A 15,089-nucleotide genomic window follows, 5' to 3' on the forward strand; every position below is an offset into this window, starting at 1 on the left:
ATCCCTGCTAAATGGATTAAAAATGCAAGGCAGTACAAATTAAGGGTATATGGTAAATTGCATTTTAAAACTTAGATGCCCCCTAATAAAACAAAAAAACAGTCCCGAAAACCAACTGATCCAAGCATATTGGACAGACCAACAATTGCTTTGTCCTGGGCTAAATCCAGATAAATCGATGCATTCCCCTAAATCTGTCAATCAGAGAAATGAAGCTTTGCCTCAACCGGTCAAATTTGAACAATGAGAATGGCGAAATAACCTTATTTTTAAAGACATGCGGATTTATGGTTGCAATCCGTGCCATGAAACGAAGAAAGTTGGCCATAACAAAAAACAACTATAAAAAGTCGTTGATTTATTATTTTTTGACGAGTGTCGACAAAGTACAAAGCAACAACGACAGGGGAAGCCTATTTTATTAACTCAATAACCATCCTTTCAAAGAAAAATAATTGTAATGCCGGAAGACTATTATTTTAGTTCGGCAAGAAACTATGCGGAATTAGGTTATGAAATTGAGGTCTTAGTACAGAATTTGTTTTGATATGCTTTGTGGGCACGGATTGCAAATCTGCGCTATCGGGTCATGGCAGGGCATCGAAGAATAAGCACTTCCGAAAGATATGTACAGGAAGACCTGAAACAGTTGCAGCAGATCATAAACACCTTTCATCCCCTGTGCTGAGTTTATCAAAGCGATTAAAATAGAACCTATGGAACGAAAATTGTATCTTTACTTTCCACAAAATCGAAAGAGAAATGGCAACCTTGGATTTAAGACAGAGCGTACAGAACTACGTAGATACGGCGGACGATAGATTATTGAAAATGATAAAGGCATTGGTAGAAACCTACTATGACGATGCCGAGCGCATCAGCGTAGAACAGTACAATAAGGAATTGGAAGCTTCCGAGGCGCAGATTGAACGTGGGGAGTTCTACACTCAGGAACAAGTACGCCAAACCATTGAGGAATGGGAAAAGGAGTAGTCTGGTCTCCCGAGGCATTGGAGCAGTTGACCGATGCCCGAAAAGCGATACTCAACGTCAGCAAATCCCTAAAAAGTGCCAATAGGTTGGCAAGGGAAATCTTCGAGAGCACGGACATACTTGCCGACCAGCCCGAAATGTATCCCCCGCTAGCGCGAGCATCTTTCTGCTCGTGCCATCAAGAGTGAGCGACAAGAATCTAGAAATATGAATAAGCAATAAGCCACGAAATAAATATCTTGGTTTTCGTATTTTTAGAGTCGTATGAGCAGAAAATACAAATTTCAAAATCTCGCTGTGCCAAGTTTTCAACTTCGTACTGCGTTTTCGAGGTAAAAAACGGTTTAGTATCCTTAAGTGATGTTCAATTATGAGGAGTTATTTAGCAGGTTGGGCACGAGCATGACGCTTGCGCCATTGGTAAGGCCAAATTTATTTTACACTTTTAAATAGTCGCTAACCTGGCAATACGCCCACATTTTGGCGCTATACCTCATTTGTTTGATTTCTAGAAGATCCTTAAAATGCGTGCATAGGCTATTCTGAACTCAGTTTTTTTAATACTTCCTTTAGCTTGGTAGGATTGCTTTGGTAAGACTCCAAATTGAATAAGGCTACTTTTCTAAAATCAATAGGGTGGCTTTCACTTTGCAGGGAAATATAGCCCGATTTTAAGGGAGTACCATCTACCTTCACATTAGGATCTGAAGGGGTTACATTACCTCCACCAATTTGGGGTTTAAAGTAGGTGAGTACGGTGTCTTTTTCTACAATATGATATACAATAGAATCGCCAAGCACTAAAAAATAAGCGGTAACCCATTGCTCGCCATGATAGGTTTTGGAGGTAGCATTGAGACAGTGCGGCGTAAACAATTCTTCATTAATAACGACATGGGTACCCGGGGTGCATAAGTTGCTGGTCGTTCGCTCATCTACACCATTACCACCCAATAATTGACCTTCGATAGAAATAGGGAAGTCTTGATCTTTCAACATGGTTTTAGGATCTTGGCCATGAAGCATGGCGCCGGAATTCCGCAGTGCCCAACCTTCACCGCCCTTGGCTTGCTCGCCCACAAATCGATATTCTACGCGCAAAAGGTAATACGAAAAAGGGGTGTTGTAGAAAATATGCCCGTATTGTTGGTCAAAAGTGTCATAACCATCATAACGTACTTGCATTAAACCGTTGGCTACCCGAAACGTATTGGCATAATTTTCATGTAGCTCGTGTTTTGCTATTTTAATAGTCCAATCGTTCAAATCTTTGCCATTAAAGAGTTGCTGCCACGTTCCTATGGCATCTGATTTATTTGATTTTACCGGATAGCAAGAAAATGAAAGCACAGTTGCCAACAGAAATAAAAGCGGGAATCGCATCATCGAAGTTTTTTTAGTCCTATTTTTTAAAGGTACATAAAACGTATAAAGTACGCTACATTTCGTAAATGAATCATTGCTCTAATCGCGTAGCTTTTCATTCATTTTCTGCCATTTTTGATACTATTTCCTTCAGCATTTTGGCAGCCAAATACGCCGTCATTTCCTGAAAATCTCGTAAAGGATTATATTCTACAATATCAGCACCCAAAACATCCCCATCTAAATTTTGTAATAAGGTTATAACTTCTCTTGAGGTGAGTCCGCCCGGTTCGTGGTGCGATACACCAGGTGCAAATGCGGGGTCAAATGCATCCATGTCTAAAGAAATATAAACAGGTTTTTGAAACTTAGGCAAGGCAGAAAGATCCAAATGGCGCATTTCATGTACTTCCACATTAAATTTTTGAGCCTGAGTACGTTGTTCCGGATTTAGAGTGCGAATGCCAATTTGGACTAATCGATTTGCAAAGCCATTTTCCATAATTCTCGCAAAAGGACAGGCATGCGAAAACCGATCTCCTTCAAAAACGTCGTACAAGTCGGCGTGGGCATCGATATGAAGAAGGTCCATTGGCCCATACTTATGGTAAAAGGCTTTTATAACTGGGAAAGTAATGGAATGATCGCCACCCAACGTTACAATTTTAGTGGAGCCTTGAAGTTGCGCAGCGCTTATTTTCTCGATCTCGAAATAGGAGCTTACTTTAAAATCGCCCGCATCTTTTAGAATGTTATTTTCTAATGAAAACCCAGATTCGGAATAAAGATTCATAGCACCACTGTGCAACGCCTTTCGAATTAAGGGTGGCGCAAGACGTGTACCTTTTTGAAAGGACGATTTTTCATCGAACGGAATACCTATAATTTTAATCATACCGGCGTGGTAACAATCTGTATGTTCAGCACAAAAAGCTAGAAGGGCACGTGCCCATTATAAAAGAATCCTGGCACAAACTATAGCCGTTGTAAAAGGTACGTCCTATGCTTTTTCGGGTGACAAATATTTATAAACGAGTCCGGCTAACAGGGCGCCAACTATGGGTGCTACCCAAAACAGCCATAATTGTTCTAAGGCCCAACCCCCGGCAAAGAGTGCCTGACTGGTACTTCTTGCAGGGTTTACAGAGGTATTGGTTACCGGGATGCTAATGAGATGTATAAGGGTTAATCCCAGACCAATGGCCAGCCCGGCAAAACCTTTGGGAGCTTTGGAATGCGTAGCTCCCAAAATAATAATGAGAAACATAAAGGTAAGAACAACCTCCGTAACCAATGCGGCTACCATATTGTAGCCGTCGGGAGAATGTTCCCCATAACCATTGGCTGCAAAGCCACCAATTTCGAACCCGGCTTTTCCTGTTGCAATGGTGTACAAAATGGCAGCCCCGGCGATACCGCCCAAAACCTGAGCAATAATATAAGGCAATAATTCTTTTTGGTTAAACCGACCACCCATCCATAACCCAATGGAGACGGCCGGATTTAAATGACATCCAGAAATATGACCTATAGCGTAGGCCATAGTCACTACAGTTAAGCCAAAGGCAATCGCTACGCCTACAAATCCAATTCCCAGTTCGGGATAGCCGGCAGCGAGAACCGCACTACCGCAACCACCCAGAACCAACCAAAGGGTTCCAATAAACTCTGCAACTAATTTTTTCATAATTTTTAGTTTTAAATGGTTATTTGATACATATGAAATGCACCATCACTTAGCCAAAATAACAGGATGATAGCCTTGATGTTGACATTCCGTTAAAACTAAGATAGTAATTTAATGCATTTAGCTGTGTTATTCTATCATAGGATTTTTAGTTGCTTGGTTCTATATGGATCAATACCTGACCAAGATCTGGAATTTTAGCTTTTAGGGTATCTTTAAGTTGATGCGACAGGTAATGGCCTTCTGTAACCGTAATTTTGCCGTTTACATGGGCATGAAGATCTACATGATATTTCATTCCTGTTTTTCGTACAAAGCATTTTTCGGTACCAAGAATGCCCGGTACAGACAGGGCAACGACTCTAATTTCATCAATTAAGGTGTCATAGCGATGTTCATCCATAACCTCACCAAGGGCCGGTCTAAAAATGAGGTAACTGTTGTAATAGATAAATCCGGCTGCCAGTAGGGCCGCCCAATCATCTGCCTTCTCGTACCCTTCGCCAAAGAGTAAAGCAATGCTAATGCCAATAAAGGCCATTACAGAGGTTATGGCGTCACTTCTATGGTGCCAAGCATCTGCTTTTAATGAGGAACTATTGGTTTCTATGCCTTTTTTTAACACCAGTCGATAGGATAGTTCCTTCCAAAGTATAATGCTTCCAAGCACCATGAGTGTCCATGGTTTAGGGGTTTTGTGCGGGGTAAGGATATGTTGAACACTTTCATACGCAATTATAGTAGCCGAGGTTACCAGAAAGGCAACCACAATAAATGTAATTAGAGGCTCTATTTTACCGTGGCCGTAAGGATGATTTTTATCGGCAGGCCTACGTGCATAGTGGAGACCTAAGAGTACAAAAAGAGAGGAGAAAATATCGGTGGTCGATTCAATGGCATCGGCAATTAGGGCATACGAATTTCCAAAAAATCCGGCCAACCCTTTTACAACCGCCAAGCAAAGGTTGCTGGCAATGCTAAAATAAGTGGTGCGTATAGCGGTTTGTACCTGGTTCATTTTATGTAACTACCGGTTATTCTTATGGAATTTGATGTTAAATTCCCAAGACAATTTTTGCGATGGAAAAATAAATGAGAATACCAAAAATATCATTACCTGTGGTAATAAAAGGCCCTGTGGCCACTGCGGGGTCTATGCCTCGATGATCTAGAAAAATGGGAATAAAGGTACCTATAAGCGCCGCTATAATGATGACTACAATTAAGGCAATGCAAATGGTGGCAGAGACGGCATAGGAGGTATGGAAGATAAAATGGCTAATAAGAAGAACGATTGCAGCAATGACTAAACCATTGATCAGCCCAAGTAAAAATTCCTTTACCAAACGCTTAATGATTTCTCCTTTCACCGAGTCATTGGCCAACCCTTGCACCATTATAGCAGAGGATTGTACCCCGACGTTCCCTGCGGTAGCCTGTATTAGAGGCACAAAAATGAGCAGAATTGGAAACTCTGTCATTACGGTTTGAAAACTATTAATGATACTCGCTGCCCCTATACCTCCAAACATACCAATAATTAGCCATGGCAATCGTGCACGGGTTAGTTTTAGAATGCTGTCATCGGCTTCTACATCTCTAGAGATACCGGCTGCCAATTGGTAATCTTTTTCGGCTTCTTCTTTTATAACATCTACAATGTCATCGATGGTTATTCTGCCAACTAAACGGCCAATTTCGTCTACGACCGGAATGGCTTCCAAATCGTATTTCGACATTATTTTGGCTACCTCTTCCGGTTTTTCATTTACGTTTACGAAATCTACCTTGGGGATATAAATTTCGCTAATGTGGGTTTTGGTAGATGCTGTAAGTAAATCCTTTAACGACAATCGGCCTTTAAGAAGTCCCTCATCGTCTACCACATAAATGGAATGTACACGGGTTACATTTTCGGCCTGCGCCCGCATTTCTTTAACGCAAGTAAGCACATTCCAATTTTCATTTACTTTTACCAACTCTTTTGCCATGAGTCCGCCTGCCGAGTTTTCATCATAGCGCAAAAGGTCTACAATATCCTTAGCGTGGTCTCTATCCTCAATTTCGGAGATAACTTGTTGAACGATGCCTTTTGGAAGTTCGGCAATAATGTCGGCGGCATCATCGGTATCTAGCTCACCTAGTTCAGTAGCAATTTCCTTTGCAGATAAATTTCTTAAAATACGTTCCCGAATATCTTCATCGAGCTCTGTAAGTACATCCGATGTCTTATCGCTATCTAAAAGTTTAATAAGATAGGTAGCTTCATCTTCATTAAGCTCATTTATTACTTCGGCCACATCTGCATAATGCACATCTTGCAATAGGGTCAAAAGTTCTTGATCCTTTTGGCTTTCTATGAGCTGTTCAATTTCAGCTACTAACTCGTATGTGAGTTTAAACGGTATCATGCGCTATCTTCGTGGTCAGGTCAATAAAATGGGCTACAGAAAGCTGTTCGGGACGCTTGTCAAAGATAGCATCTTCTTTTAGAATATCAGAAATGGCGAAGGATTTTAAACTGTTGCGCAGTGTCTTTCGCCGTTGGTTGAAGGCCGCTTTAACCACTTTTCGGAATAGGTTTTCATCACAGCCAAGGTTTAAATCGTTTTTTCGTGTCAACCGAAGCACTCCGGATTGCACTTTTGGGGGTGGATCAAAAACTTGGGGCGGTACCGAAAATAAATATTCGGCATTATAAAATGCCTGTACTAGTACAGACAGAATGCCATAGACCTTACTACCCTCTTTTTCGCAAATGCGCTGCGCTACTTCTTTTTGAAACATGCCTGTAAACTCGGGCACATATTCTTTCAATTGAAGTAATTTAAACACGATTTGCGTAGAAATATTATACGGAAAATTACCGGTTATAGCAAAGGGCTCATTCTTAAATAGAGTGATGAGGTCGTAATTTAAAAAATCGGCTTCTATCACTTTAAACGTTGCGTTGCGTTGCCTCAATTGCGGATGCTCTAATGAGAAACTATGATTCAGATAAATAATGGAATCGGCATCTAAATCCATAGCCACTAAATCCATATCGCGCTCCAGAAGGTATTTGGTTAACACCCCTGTTCCGGGGCCAATTTCTATCACATCCCGATATCCTCTGAGGGATAAGGTTTCCGCAATCTTTTGAGCAATGACTTCATCCTTTAAAAAATGTTGACCTAAATGTTTTTTGGCTTTTACGGGACTTTCCGAAGTGGAAGCTTCTGAGCGATTTTTTTTATGGGAATCGTATTTTTTTTTGGCTTTTTTAGACATGGCAATAAAGGTTTTCACCCTGTTATTAAAGAGTAGCAATTTAGGGATTACTTGGGTAAATATGAGATCGTAAGACTTATTTTTCAGTATATACCCACGCTTTTGTGCCCGAGGCTAACACTACTTCCGTTCTTAGATAATCGTCCCCTTCGTAGGCATCAGCTTTTTGTAGATCTACTTCGGTGATCTCATAAACGATACCGTTCAAGGGGTTGTTGTGGAGTACAGACTTGCAAATAATAGGGTAACGACCGGCTATTTTCTGCTCCGAAAGGGCATACCCAAAGAGTGTATCCGGTGCCCCATTTAATTTTCGTTTAAAAAGAGTCATTTGTATGTGTTCTTCTTGCAAAGTACCATAGGTAAAAAGAAAGGCCATATACTTCCTATTGCTCGTTAATAATCTCTAATTCGGTTCGGAAAGCCACAAATTTATTGGCAAATAGTGATTGCGCCTCGTTGCGTAAACGTGAGGCATCTTCTTTGTAATAGGCTTCTAGTGTGCGTTTATCTTTTGTAAAGTATTGTACGGAATAGGTAATGCCCCCCATTTCTTCTTCAACCAGCACTCTGCACATCCGCGCCTGTGCAAATTTACCTGTGGCCAGCATATTTGGGATATGGGTTTGCTTCATCCATAGTAGCCATTGGTCGTGTGCCGATTCCTCGATGTTTATGGTAACGTTATAAATGTACATAGGTGAGGGTATAAAATTATAGTGGTCGCTTTTCGGATGTTTAGGTGTACACGGGTTTCATGCCTTGATTTTCTAATGCGGTTAGGATGTTGCCTTCACAATGCTAAACAAGGATCCAAAGGTTCTTACTGTGTTTCTTTTTAGGGCGTTTTATTTTGTTCAGAAATCGTGCGCAAGCCTATAAACCTTTAATTTATGGCATCGCCTCTAAGCCTTCTAAAGTTTCTCCTGGCTTCAGGGAAAAAGTAACTGTCTTGGTAATTATAAATAATTTTCTCGTAATGTTCCATGGCCTTTTCGGGTTCGTTGAAAACAGTCCGATACAATTCCGCCAGCGCAAAATAGGCGTCATCTGCTAAAATATCGTGACCGTAAAAATTGATAATTTTAATGTAGTTAAACGCTGCCGTTTTATAATCTTTAAGACTTTCCAGAAGTTGAGCCTGTTTCAGCAACGCTTCATCTTCAATTTTTTCTCCTTTATGAGCTATTAAAATTTCGTCTAAAAGAGAAATAGCCTCCCGGGTTTTGTTCTGGTAGGCCAAGAGATCGGCACGCGCGTATTTTTTAAGGGCGGTTTGCGTGGAATCTTCCTGAGAATTATCGGAGATTACCAAACTCAAATCCATGGCATCATTGGCAATAAGTTGCGAAGTAGAACTACGGAGTACTTTAAGTTGTGTTAAGGCCCAATCAAAATCGCCTTTATAAAAACTGGTCTGGGCTACCTTAAAACGAGCATTTTGCCCTAAAACATCATTCTTTAAATCTTTTTGTACTTGTGAAAAATAGATAAGAGCCTGATTAAATTTTTGATCGTATACTAAAATATCGCCCAGCCCCATTTTTAGAGAAGCTTCCCCAAATTTGCTTAAAGGGAGTTCTAACCCTCTTTTTAGTATTGCTATGGCCTTTTCCGGCGCATCCCTTTTAAAGGTGAGAAAATGGGCATAGGCAATTTGAAGGACAACGGTTTTGGGCTGATACCCATACATATCCATTAAACTTTCGAAGGTTTTTTGGAGGTCGTTTAATTTTTTAGGATCCGCATCCAAAAGATCAATATCTATGATATGAAGTTGCGATTTCAGTGCTAATTCCATGTCCGAACAATTGGCCTGTATATACGTAAAAATAGTTCGGGCTGCTTGGTTTTCATTGGCGTCCATAGCCATTTCGCCCAAGGCTTCCATACGCAATAGTGCATTATCAGGATCTCTCTTGTAAATGGCTTTTTCTTGGATAAACGCATTGCCAAAATCTTTTTGCTTTACAAAAAGCCAGCTCAAAAGCTCGTTCCAAATAAGATCCGGATTTCGCTGGGCATTTTTAAGCAATAATTTTTTTAGTTTGATATTGTTTTCGTTTTCCGCATCTTCCGTCACAAAATCGTTGATACTGCGCAACACATTTGATTGTGGCGTTCTGTCTTCTGCAATAAGCCTAAGGTAGGCTTCGTACATTTTTTCGATGTTACCTTGTTCGCCATAAATGCGCGCCATTTGAAAGTTATAGTCCAATTGCGGATTAAGATCCATTGCCGTAGCATACGCCTTAATAGCATAATCCAGCAAGGTGTATTTTTGAAATTGGAACCCGATAGCATACCCAAAATTCGGATTTTCCTCAATCGCACGAATGGCTTTATCGTAATTTAGGTTGGCTAGCTCCGGTTGTTTTTGAAGCATATAATTGTATCCCAAATGAATGTACCATGTTGGTAAGGTGTTTTTTTCGGCGGTTTTTTTTTGTAGCCATGCTTCGGCATCCGTGTAGCGTTCCAGTTGTTGGTAACAGCTAATCAGATTTTCCAGATAATCTGTTCTCCGAGGGTTTTTTTCTGCCAATTTTTCATAAAAAACAACCGCTTTTTTAAAGTCACCATCATTAAAATAGTGCTTTGCCAGAAAATCATCTTGACTAAAGGCACTCTGGGCAACCGAAAAAGCAATAAAAAATAGCAGTAGTTTCACTGGAACAAGAGTTTATATTAAGTAGTTCATTTCAAATGGTATATACGTTTAATGTATGCGTCGATGTTGTCTTACATTGGTTTGATCGTTGTATTTCGTACCGCAGTAGGCATTCGTTTTGTTCTCCAAAATCCCGATGTCTGGGTTTTGCATCTTTTCTGTCAAATATACACAGAAAGCAGCAAGAAGCTCTTAAAAGCATACTAAAATGGGCCGTAGTGCGTGGCAAAAGATAGGGTGTTTATGGGCAATGCAACACCAAAGTACAAGCCTAATGGCGAAACATTTGCTTAAAAACAAATGACGTAGTGCTCCGTATTAAGTGCAGTATGTAGTGCGTTCCCCTTAATGAATCGTATCAAAGCCACAATAGGGCACTAAAACTTTAGGGATACTAATACCGTCCGGGGTTTGGCAATTTTCTAAAATAGCGGCTAGTACACGGGGCAAGGCCAAAGCACTGCCATTTAAGGTATGCGCCAATTGGTTCTTACCTAATTTATCTTTATATCTCAATTTTAGCCTATTGGCTTGAAATGTTTCAAAATTTGAGACAGAGCTTATTTCTAACCAGCGATCTTGAGCCGTAGAAAACACTTCAAAATCAAACGTAAGAGCCGCAGTAAAACCCATATCGCCTCCACAAAGGCGTAGAATTCTATAAGGAAGTTTTAGTTCATTTAGGATATCTTTTACATGGGCTACCATTTCTTCTAATGCCTCATACGACGTATCGGGATGTGCTATGCGAACAATTTCTACTTTATCAAATTGGTGTAATCGGTTTAGGCCACGTACATGGGCACCATAACTCCCGGCTTCTCGCCTAAAACAAGGCGTATAGGCCGTAAGGCAAATAGGAAAATCGGTTTCATGCAAAAGTACATCTCGATATAAATTGGTAACCGGTACTTCTGCTGTAGGAATAAGATATAAATTATCTTCACCTACATAATACATCTGTCCTTCTTTATCGGGCAATTGTCCGGTGCCAAAACCGGAAGCTTCATTTACGAGGTGTGGTACCTGAACTTCGGTATAACCGGCTTTTGTGTTTTTATCTAAAAAATAGTTGATTAAAGCACGTTGCAATCGGGCACCTTTTCCCTTGTATACCGGAAAACCGGCACCTGTAATTTTTACCCCTAATTCAAAATCAATAAGGTCATATTTTTTGGCCAATTCCCAGTGGGGAAGTGCGCGTTCGTTTAATTTAGGAATAACCCCATCTTTAAAAATTTCTTCATTATCTTCGGCATCTTTACCGTGTGAAACAGAGGCATGGGGTGTATTTGGAATTTGGTAAAGCTTTTGCTGAAGTGCCTCTGCCGTATGAGCAAGAACATCACTTAGTTCTTTAGAAATTTCTTTTAAATTTCCGGTTTGCTCCTTTAAAACATTGGCTTCTTTGGTTTTGCCGCTCTTAAATAATTCGCCAATTTCTTTAGATCGTTTGTTGGCCTCCGCTAAAGTAGCATCTAATTTAGTTTGTGTTTCCCTGCGCTTTTCATCTAACGCAAGCACTTCTTCAATTAAAGTACGAGCATCGATATTTCGGTTGGCAAGGGCACTGATAATGCCTTCTTTATCTTCTCGAATGGTGTGCAATTGCAACATTGATTTGTTTTTTTAATGGCGCAAATTTACACTAATATTGACACTTCTATAGTAAAAAGCAAAAGTGATCTTAAAGGAATTATTCTTTCTTTGGCACATCATAACATGCTGCATGCTGAAATCATATACATAGTGATAGATATACTCGAAACAAAGGAATTTACTGTTTTTTGTGTATTTTAGGAATTCATTCCTCAAAAAAAGCAAAAACATTCTGCAAAAGAAGGAAAATTATTTTGTAGCTTTTGAAATGCAAATATGATACTTTTTAAATGAATTGTCCCAAAGACCTGAAAGAACGAGAACCCATTTGGCTCGCATTGTCGGCATTGTATTTGGACACGGAACTCCAAGAATCAGATTTTCAGCACATTGCTCATAGTATACGGGATAGCCCATTCACATTTCACGAGGTGAAGATAATAGATAAATATGAAGTTTTCCCCGTGTTGTATGCCAATCTATTGGGCATAGCCGGTGTCTGGACGGGCTTTGATGCACAATGGCTTTTCCATAAAATTACGGCCAAACTAAAAAGACAAAATAGGGTTAAAAAAATGGGTGTTAGCTGTATGTATTTCTTGTTTTCTGCAATGCATAGAGCCAATTGGCAGAAATTAGAGCAACAGTATATCCACTTAAAAACAAAACCAAATTCGTAGCTTTAGGAGTTGGTGGTATATAGCGTAAGCACTGCCTTCTTAGGATGCTATAAAAGCATGTAGGGCCGAATAAAAAACAGCCAAAGTGGCCGTGCATAGCGCAGACTAAATTTTAATAATACCAATACTATGATTTTTGAACATTTTGCGGTTAATGTAGATAAGGTACGTGAAAGGGTGCAGTGGTATGTAGAAAATATAGGGCTAAAAGTGGTAAGCGCGCAACCCGAAGCACCGCATATGACCTTTTTGGCAGACACCTCCGGCCGGGTGGTGTTAGAGGTATATCATAGGGCAGATGCCCCACTAACGGATTTTTCGCAACAGCATCCGCTTGTATTTCACCTGGCTTTTGTTTCGGAAAAGGCCCAGGCAGACAGTCACAGATTACAACAACAGGGTGCTACATTTTTTGAAGAAATAAGGAAAGAAGATGGCAGTTGTTTAGTCATGTTACGCGATCCTTGGGGCATGCCGTTGCAGTTGTGCCAGCGTACCCACAAGTGGTAAGGCTATTTTATTGTTGTGATTTTTGAAGTTCCATTTTTTCTGAGGGCAAAATCCAATCGTTATGTTTAAAATGATGCCAGGGCACCGAAGCCAAATCTACTTTAGGATCAATAAAAGTTCGTGCAGGTTTTCCGTTAATACTTACGTCTGAAACTACGTAAACAGCCACTTCTTGGCCTACCTTTCGGTATTCTTTTTTTAGATATTGGGCAAACTGCCACATAAAATCGGGATAGGAACTTAGCCGCGCTATCTGTTTTTCGGTGAGGTAGTCCTTTAGGTGCACTAAAGTTTGTGTTTCAGTATTTTTATCGACGACATAAAACCGGGTATCGCCGGCCCTACTGCGCAGCATCATACGCCAACTCAGTCGATGCCCTTCCTCGGTCCATAACACATGGTCCGTAAAAAAATGGTGGCGTAGGGGCAACCCTATTTGGATGACGAAATACAGCCCTAAACACGTTAGTAATACGTTTTTATACCCCGGAACGATGACTTTATTTAAGGTGTATGATTTTTTTCGTTTAAGGAAGATGTTGCGAATAATTTCCGGTTCAAAGAAGAATACACTAAAGGCGAGCGATAGATAGGGAAAAATTCCTATTTGAAAAACCAAAGAATTAAATACATGGAAGAATATGGAAATACTAAACGCTATTTTTCGAGTGGGTTTCCAAAGTAATGCCGGTACTATAAGCAGATCAAAAAGAATCCCAAAAACACCGATGGTTTTATGTACCCAAGGCTCTTGTAATAGATCGCCTATAAGTACATAATGCGCCTTGTTTTGCATCAATATTCTGATGATCCCAAAATCTAACCAATCCGCATATAATTTGGCTATTGAAGCATAGGTATAAACGATAAGTAATTGAGCTACCACAATCCATTTGACATAGCTGTACATGGCCTCTGAACGGATAGACGGGCGTTGGCGGGCATCAATAGAACAGCTTTTATGGGCTGGGAAAAGCGCCATAAAACCGGCTATAAGTACCAATAAGTAATAATGGTTGTTGTAGGCCGATTTTTGCATAAAATAAACGCCGGACCACAGGAGCAAAAAGGCTATGGCACTAAGGCGGTATTTGTAACCCAATGCCATACATACGCCCAAGCTACCCATCAAAAAAAAATAAAAATACATGCCGTTGCCCGGTAAGGGCTGTAGCCATTCAAAGCCAATAAATGTAAACGTAAATTGGGGATCTATCAGAATTCGTTTTACCCATCCGGTTAAGATGGCACCGTAACATTCTAAACTTACTAAAATACCAAAAAACACCCTAAATATAACTAAGGGCGCATTGTCCATCTTTGTAAATAACAAACGGTTTAGCATTTATTTTTCTAGTAAAGATAGGGCTGTTTTCTTATCTTTTGCGAGTTGTTTTTTCAAGGCTTCTACCGATTCAAAACGGTGTTCGTCTCGTATCCGATCTAGTATTTGGATTTGTAGTTTGCGGTTATACAAATCTTCGTCGATTCCAAAAAAATGAATTTCAATGGTCTTTTCTGTGCCCGCAACGGTTGGGTTAAATCCAATATTCATCATGCCGTACACCTGTTGTTGCTGAATTTCGGCGCGCACTACATACACGCCATTTTTGGGAATGAGTTTATAAGGTTCCGGAATGGCGAGGTTGGCCGTGGGAAAATGTAGTTGCCTACCAAGACCCTTACCTCTGGTTACAATGCCGCTAAGCATATAGGCATACCCCAGATAGCGGTTGGCTGTTTTTATATCGCCCTGTTCTAAGGCCAACCTTATTTTGGTAGAACTTACGGCAACTTCATCAATTTCTTGAGCCGATATTTCTTCTACATCAAATTTAAAGGTTTTTCCGAAGGCTTTTAAGTCGTTGATGTCCGCATTTCTGTTGCGCCCAAAACGATGGTCGTAACCAATAATTATTCTTTTGGTATTGAGCCCACGAGATAAAATATCTTCAACAAATTCATCGGCAGTTAATCGGGAGAATGCTTTGGTAAACGGATGTATCAGGAGGTAGTCTAACCCCAAAGCGTGCAAAATTTGTTTTTTTTCTTCTAAGGTATTCAAAAGTTTTAGTTCTGCGTCTTTTTGAAGCACCATTCTTGGATGCGGAAAAAACGTGAGCACCATCGATTTTAGACCCAGTAATTTCGATTCTGATATGAGTCGGTCTAAAATCTTCCGATGGCCAATATGGACTCCGTCAAAAGTGCCAATGGTAATGGCGATGGGGAATTTATTGTCATGTTCGGAAATACCTTGAACTGTAATCACTTAAATAAAAAATAAAAAGGCTTATATTTGAGTTTGTTCTAA

General features: G+C 40.2%; 16 protein-coding genes. 4 read left to right on the forward strand and 12 right to left on the reverse strand.

All coding sequences use genetic code 11. The features are described from left to right. The first annotated feature begins 762 nt into the window (after positions 1 to 762). Both U1E44_RS10275 and U1E44_RS10280 read left to right on the forward strand, forming a co-directional pair. Positions 763 to 993 carry a hypothetical protein gene (locus U1E44_RS10275; RefSeq protein WP_322930994.1) on the forward strand — a complete coding sequence of 77 codons (231 nt, stop codon included), beginning with the start codon at positions 763 to 765 and terminating at the stop codon, positions 991 to 993. After that, positions 978 to 1,181 carry a type II toxin-antitoxin system RelE/ParE family toxin gene (locus U1E44_RS10280; RefSeq protein WP_322930995.1) on the forward strand — a complete coding sequence of 68 codons (204 nt, stop codon included), beginning with the start codon at positions 978 to 980 and terminating at the stop codon, positions 1,179 to 1,181. The genes U1E44_RS10275 and U1E44_RS10280 overlap by 16 nt, the downstream gene beginning before the upstream one ends. A gap of 349 nt (positions 1,182 to 1,530) precedes the next feature. Here the strand turns inward: U1E44_RS10280 and U1E44_RS10285 are convergent, their stop codons facing one another. The 10 genes from U1E44_RS10285 to serS form a co-directional block, all read right to left on the reverse strand. Further along, positions 1,531 to 2,379 (reverse strand): 3-keto-disaccharide hydrolase, encoded by an 849-nt coding sequence (locus U1E44_RS10285; RefSeq protein ID WP_322930996.1) that lies wholly within the window; start codon positions 2,377 to 2,379, stop codon positions 1,531 to 1,533. 94 nt (positions 2,380 to 2,473) lie between these two features. Beyond that, the gene (gene speB, locus U1E44_RS10290) at positions 2,474 to 3,253 is read right to left on the reverse strand and encodes an agmatinase (RefSeq protein WP_322930997.1); all 780 of its coding nucleotides are present in this window, start codon (positions 3,251 to 3,253) and stop codon (positions 2,474 to 2,476) included. Between the two features lie 105 nt (positions 3,254 to 3,358). After that, a complete protein-coding gene (gene aqpZ, locus U1E44_RS10295) occupies positions 3,359 to 4,045 on the reverse strand; it encodes an aquaporin Z (protein WP_322930998.1) in 687 nt (228 codons plus the stop codon). 148 nt (positions 4,046 to 4,193) lie between these two features. After that, complete coding sequence (locus U1E44_RS10300; protein WP_322930999.1) at positions 4,194 to 5,063, reverse strand: cation diffusion facilitator family transporter; 870 nt, start codon at positions 5,061 to 5,063, stop codon at positions 4,194 to 4,196. 37 nt (positions 5,064 to 5,100) lie between these two features. Then, positions 5,101 to 6,456 (reverse strand): magnesium transporter, encoded by a 1,356-nt coding sequence (gene mgtE / locus U1E44_RS10305; protein WP_322931000.1) that lies wholly within the window; start codon positions 6,454 to 6,456, stop codon positions 5,101 to 5,103. Beyond that, on the reverse strand, positions 6,443 to 7,315 hold the full coding sequence (rsmA, locus tag U1E44_RS10310) for a 16S rRNA (adenine(1518)-N(6)/adenine(1519)-N(6))-dimethyltransferase RsmA (RefSeq protein WP_322931001.1): 873 nt from the start codon (positions 7,313 to 7,315) through the stop codon (positions 6,443 to 6,445). Before rsmA ends, mgtE begins: the two co-directional genes overlap by 14 nt. Positions 7,316 to 7,391: 76 nt before the next feature. Further along, positions 7,392 to 7,694, reverse strand: coding sequence for a gamma-glutamylcyclotransferase family protein (locus tag U1E44_RS10315; RefSeq protein ID WP_322931002.1), 303 nt, complete (start codon positions 7,692 to 7,694; stop codon positions 7,392 to 7,394). A 7-nt stretch (positions 7,695 to 7,701) separates the two neighbouring features. Continuing rightward, entirely contained in the window at positions 7,702 to 8,013 is a 312-nt protein-coding gene (locus U1E44_RS10320) for a DUF4286 family protein (protein WP_322931003.1), read from the reverse strand. A 188-nt stretch (positions 8,014 to 8,201) separates the two neighbouring features. Next, positions 8,202 to 9,986, reverse strand: coding sequence for a tetratricopeptide repeat protein (locus U1E44_RS10325; protein WP_322931004.1), 1,785 nt, complete (start codon positions 9,984 to 9,986; stop codon positions 8,202 to 8,204). A gap of 345 nt (positions 9,987 to 10,331) precedes the next feature. Then, positions 10,332 to 11,603, reverse strand: coding sequence for a serine--tRNA ligase (gene serS / locus U1E44_RS10330; RefSeq protein ID WP_322931005.1), 1,272 nt, complete (start codon positions 11,601 to 11,603; stop codon positions 10,332 to 10,334). Positions 11,604 to 11,875: 272 nt separating this feature from the next. Between serS and U1E44_RS10335 the strand changes: the two genes are divergently transcribed. Together U1E44_RS10335 and U1E44_RS10340 are read left to right on the forward strand one after the other, a co-directional pair. Further along, positions 11,876 to 12,265: a DUF7079 family protein gene (locus U1E44_RS10335; protein WP_322931006.1), complete on the forward strand. Its 390-nt coding sequence runs from the start codon at positions 11,876 to 11,878 to the stop codon at positions 12,263 to 12,265. Between the two features lie 129 nt (positions 12,266 to 12,394). Then, on the forward strand, positions 12,395 to 12,775 hold the full coding sequence (locus tag U1E44_RS10340; RefSeq protein ID WP_322931007.1) for a VOC family protein: 381 nt from the start codon (positions 12,395 to 12,397) through the stop codon (positions 12,773 to 12,775). 7 nt (positions 12,776 to 12,782) lie between these two features. On the opposite strand, the gene U1E44_RS10345 is transcribed toward U1E44_RS10340, so the two are convergent. Together U1E44_RS10345 and U1E44_RS10350 are read right to left on the reverse strand one after the other, a co-directional pair. Beyond that, positions 12,783 to 14,120, reverse strand: coding sequence for an HTTM domain-containing protein (locus U1E44_RS10345; RefSeq protein ID WP_323673879.1), 1,338 nt, complete (start codon positions 14,118 to 14,120; stop codon positions 12,783 to 12,785). Continuing rightward, positions 14,121 to 15,047 (reverse strand): bifunctional riboflavin kinase/FAD synthetase, encoded by a 927-nt coding sequence (locus U1E44_RS10350; protein WP_322931009.1) that lies wholly within the window; start codon positions 15,045 to 15,047, stop codon positions 14,121 to 14,123. Positions 15,048 to 15,089: the final 42 nt, after the last annotated feature.

The sequence above is a fragment of the Aurantibrevibacter litoralis genome, from assembly GCF_034651555.1.
Lineage (GTDB): Bacteria > Bacteroidota > Bacteroidia > Flavobacteriales > Flavobacteriaceae > Aurantibrevibacter > Aurantibrevibacter litoralis.

Excerpts from the sequence above, each read along its gene's own strand:
- U1E44_RS10275 (WP_322930994.1), top strand. The coding sequence starts at position 763 with ATGGCAACCTTGGATTTAAGACAGAGCGTACAGAACTACGTAGATACG.
- U1E44_RS10280 (WP_322930995.1), top strand. The coding sequence starts at position 978 with ATGGGAAAAGGAGTAGTCTGGTCTCCCGAGGCATTGGAGCAGTTGACC.
- U1E44_RS10285 (WP_322930996.1), bottom strand. The coding sequence starts at position 2,379 with ATGATGCGATTCCCGCTTTTATTTCTGTTGGCAACTGTGCTTTCATTT.
- speB (WP_322930997.1), bottom strand. The coding sequence starts at position 3,253 with ATGATTAAAATTATAGGTATTCCGTTCGATGAAAAATCGTCCTTTCAA.
- aqpZ (WP_322930998.1), bottom strand. The coding sequence starts at position 4,045 with ATGAAAAAATTAGTTGCAGAGTTTATTGGAACCCTTTGGTTGGTTCTG.
- U1E44_RS10300 (WP_322930999.1), bottom strand. The coding sequence starts at position 5,063 with ATGAACCAGGTACAAACCGCTATACGCACCACTTATTTTAGCATTGCC.
- mgtE (WP_322931000.1), bottom strand. The coding sequence starts at position 6,456 with ATGATACCGTTTAAACTCACATACGAGTTAGTAGCTGAAATTGAACAG.
- rsmA (WP_322931001.1), bottom strand. The coding sequence starts at position 7,315 with ATGTCTAAAAAAGCCAAAAAAAAATACGATTCCCATAAAAAAAATCGC.
- U1E44_RS10315 (WP_322931002.1), bottom strand. The coding sequence starts at position 7,694 with ATGGCCTTTCTTTTTACCTATGGTACTTTGCAAGAAGAACACATACAA.
- U1E44_RS10320 (WP_322931003.1), bottom strand. The coding sequence starts at position 8,013 with ATGTACATTTATAACGTTACCATAAACATCGAGGAATCGGCACACGAC.
- serS (WP_322931005.1), bottom strand. The coding sequence starts at position 11,603 with ATGTTGCAATTGCACACCATTCGAGAAGATAAAGAAGGCATTATCAGT.
- U1E44_RS10335 (WP_322931006.1), top strand. The coding sequence starts at position 11,876 with ATGAATTGTCCCAAAGACCTGAAAGAACGAGAACCCATTTGGCTCGCA.
- U1E44_RS10340 (WP_322931007.1), top strand. The coding sequence starts at position 12,395 with ATGATTTTTGAACATTTTGCGGTTAATGTAGATAAGGTACGTGAAAGG.
- U1E44_RS10345 (WP_323673879.1), bottom strand. The coding sequence starts at position 14,120 with ATGCTAAACCGTTTGTTATTTACAAAGATGGACAATGCGCCCTTAGTT.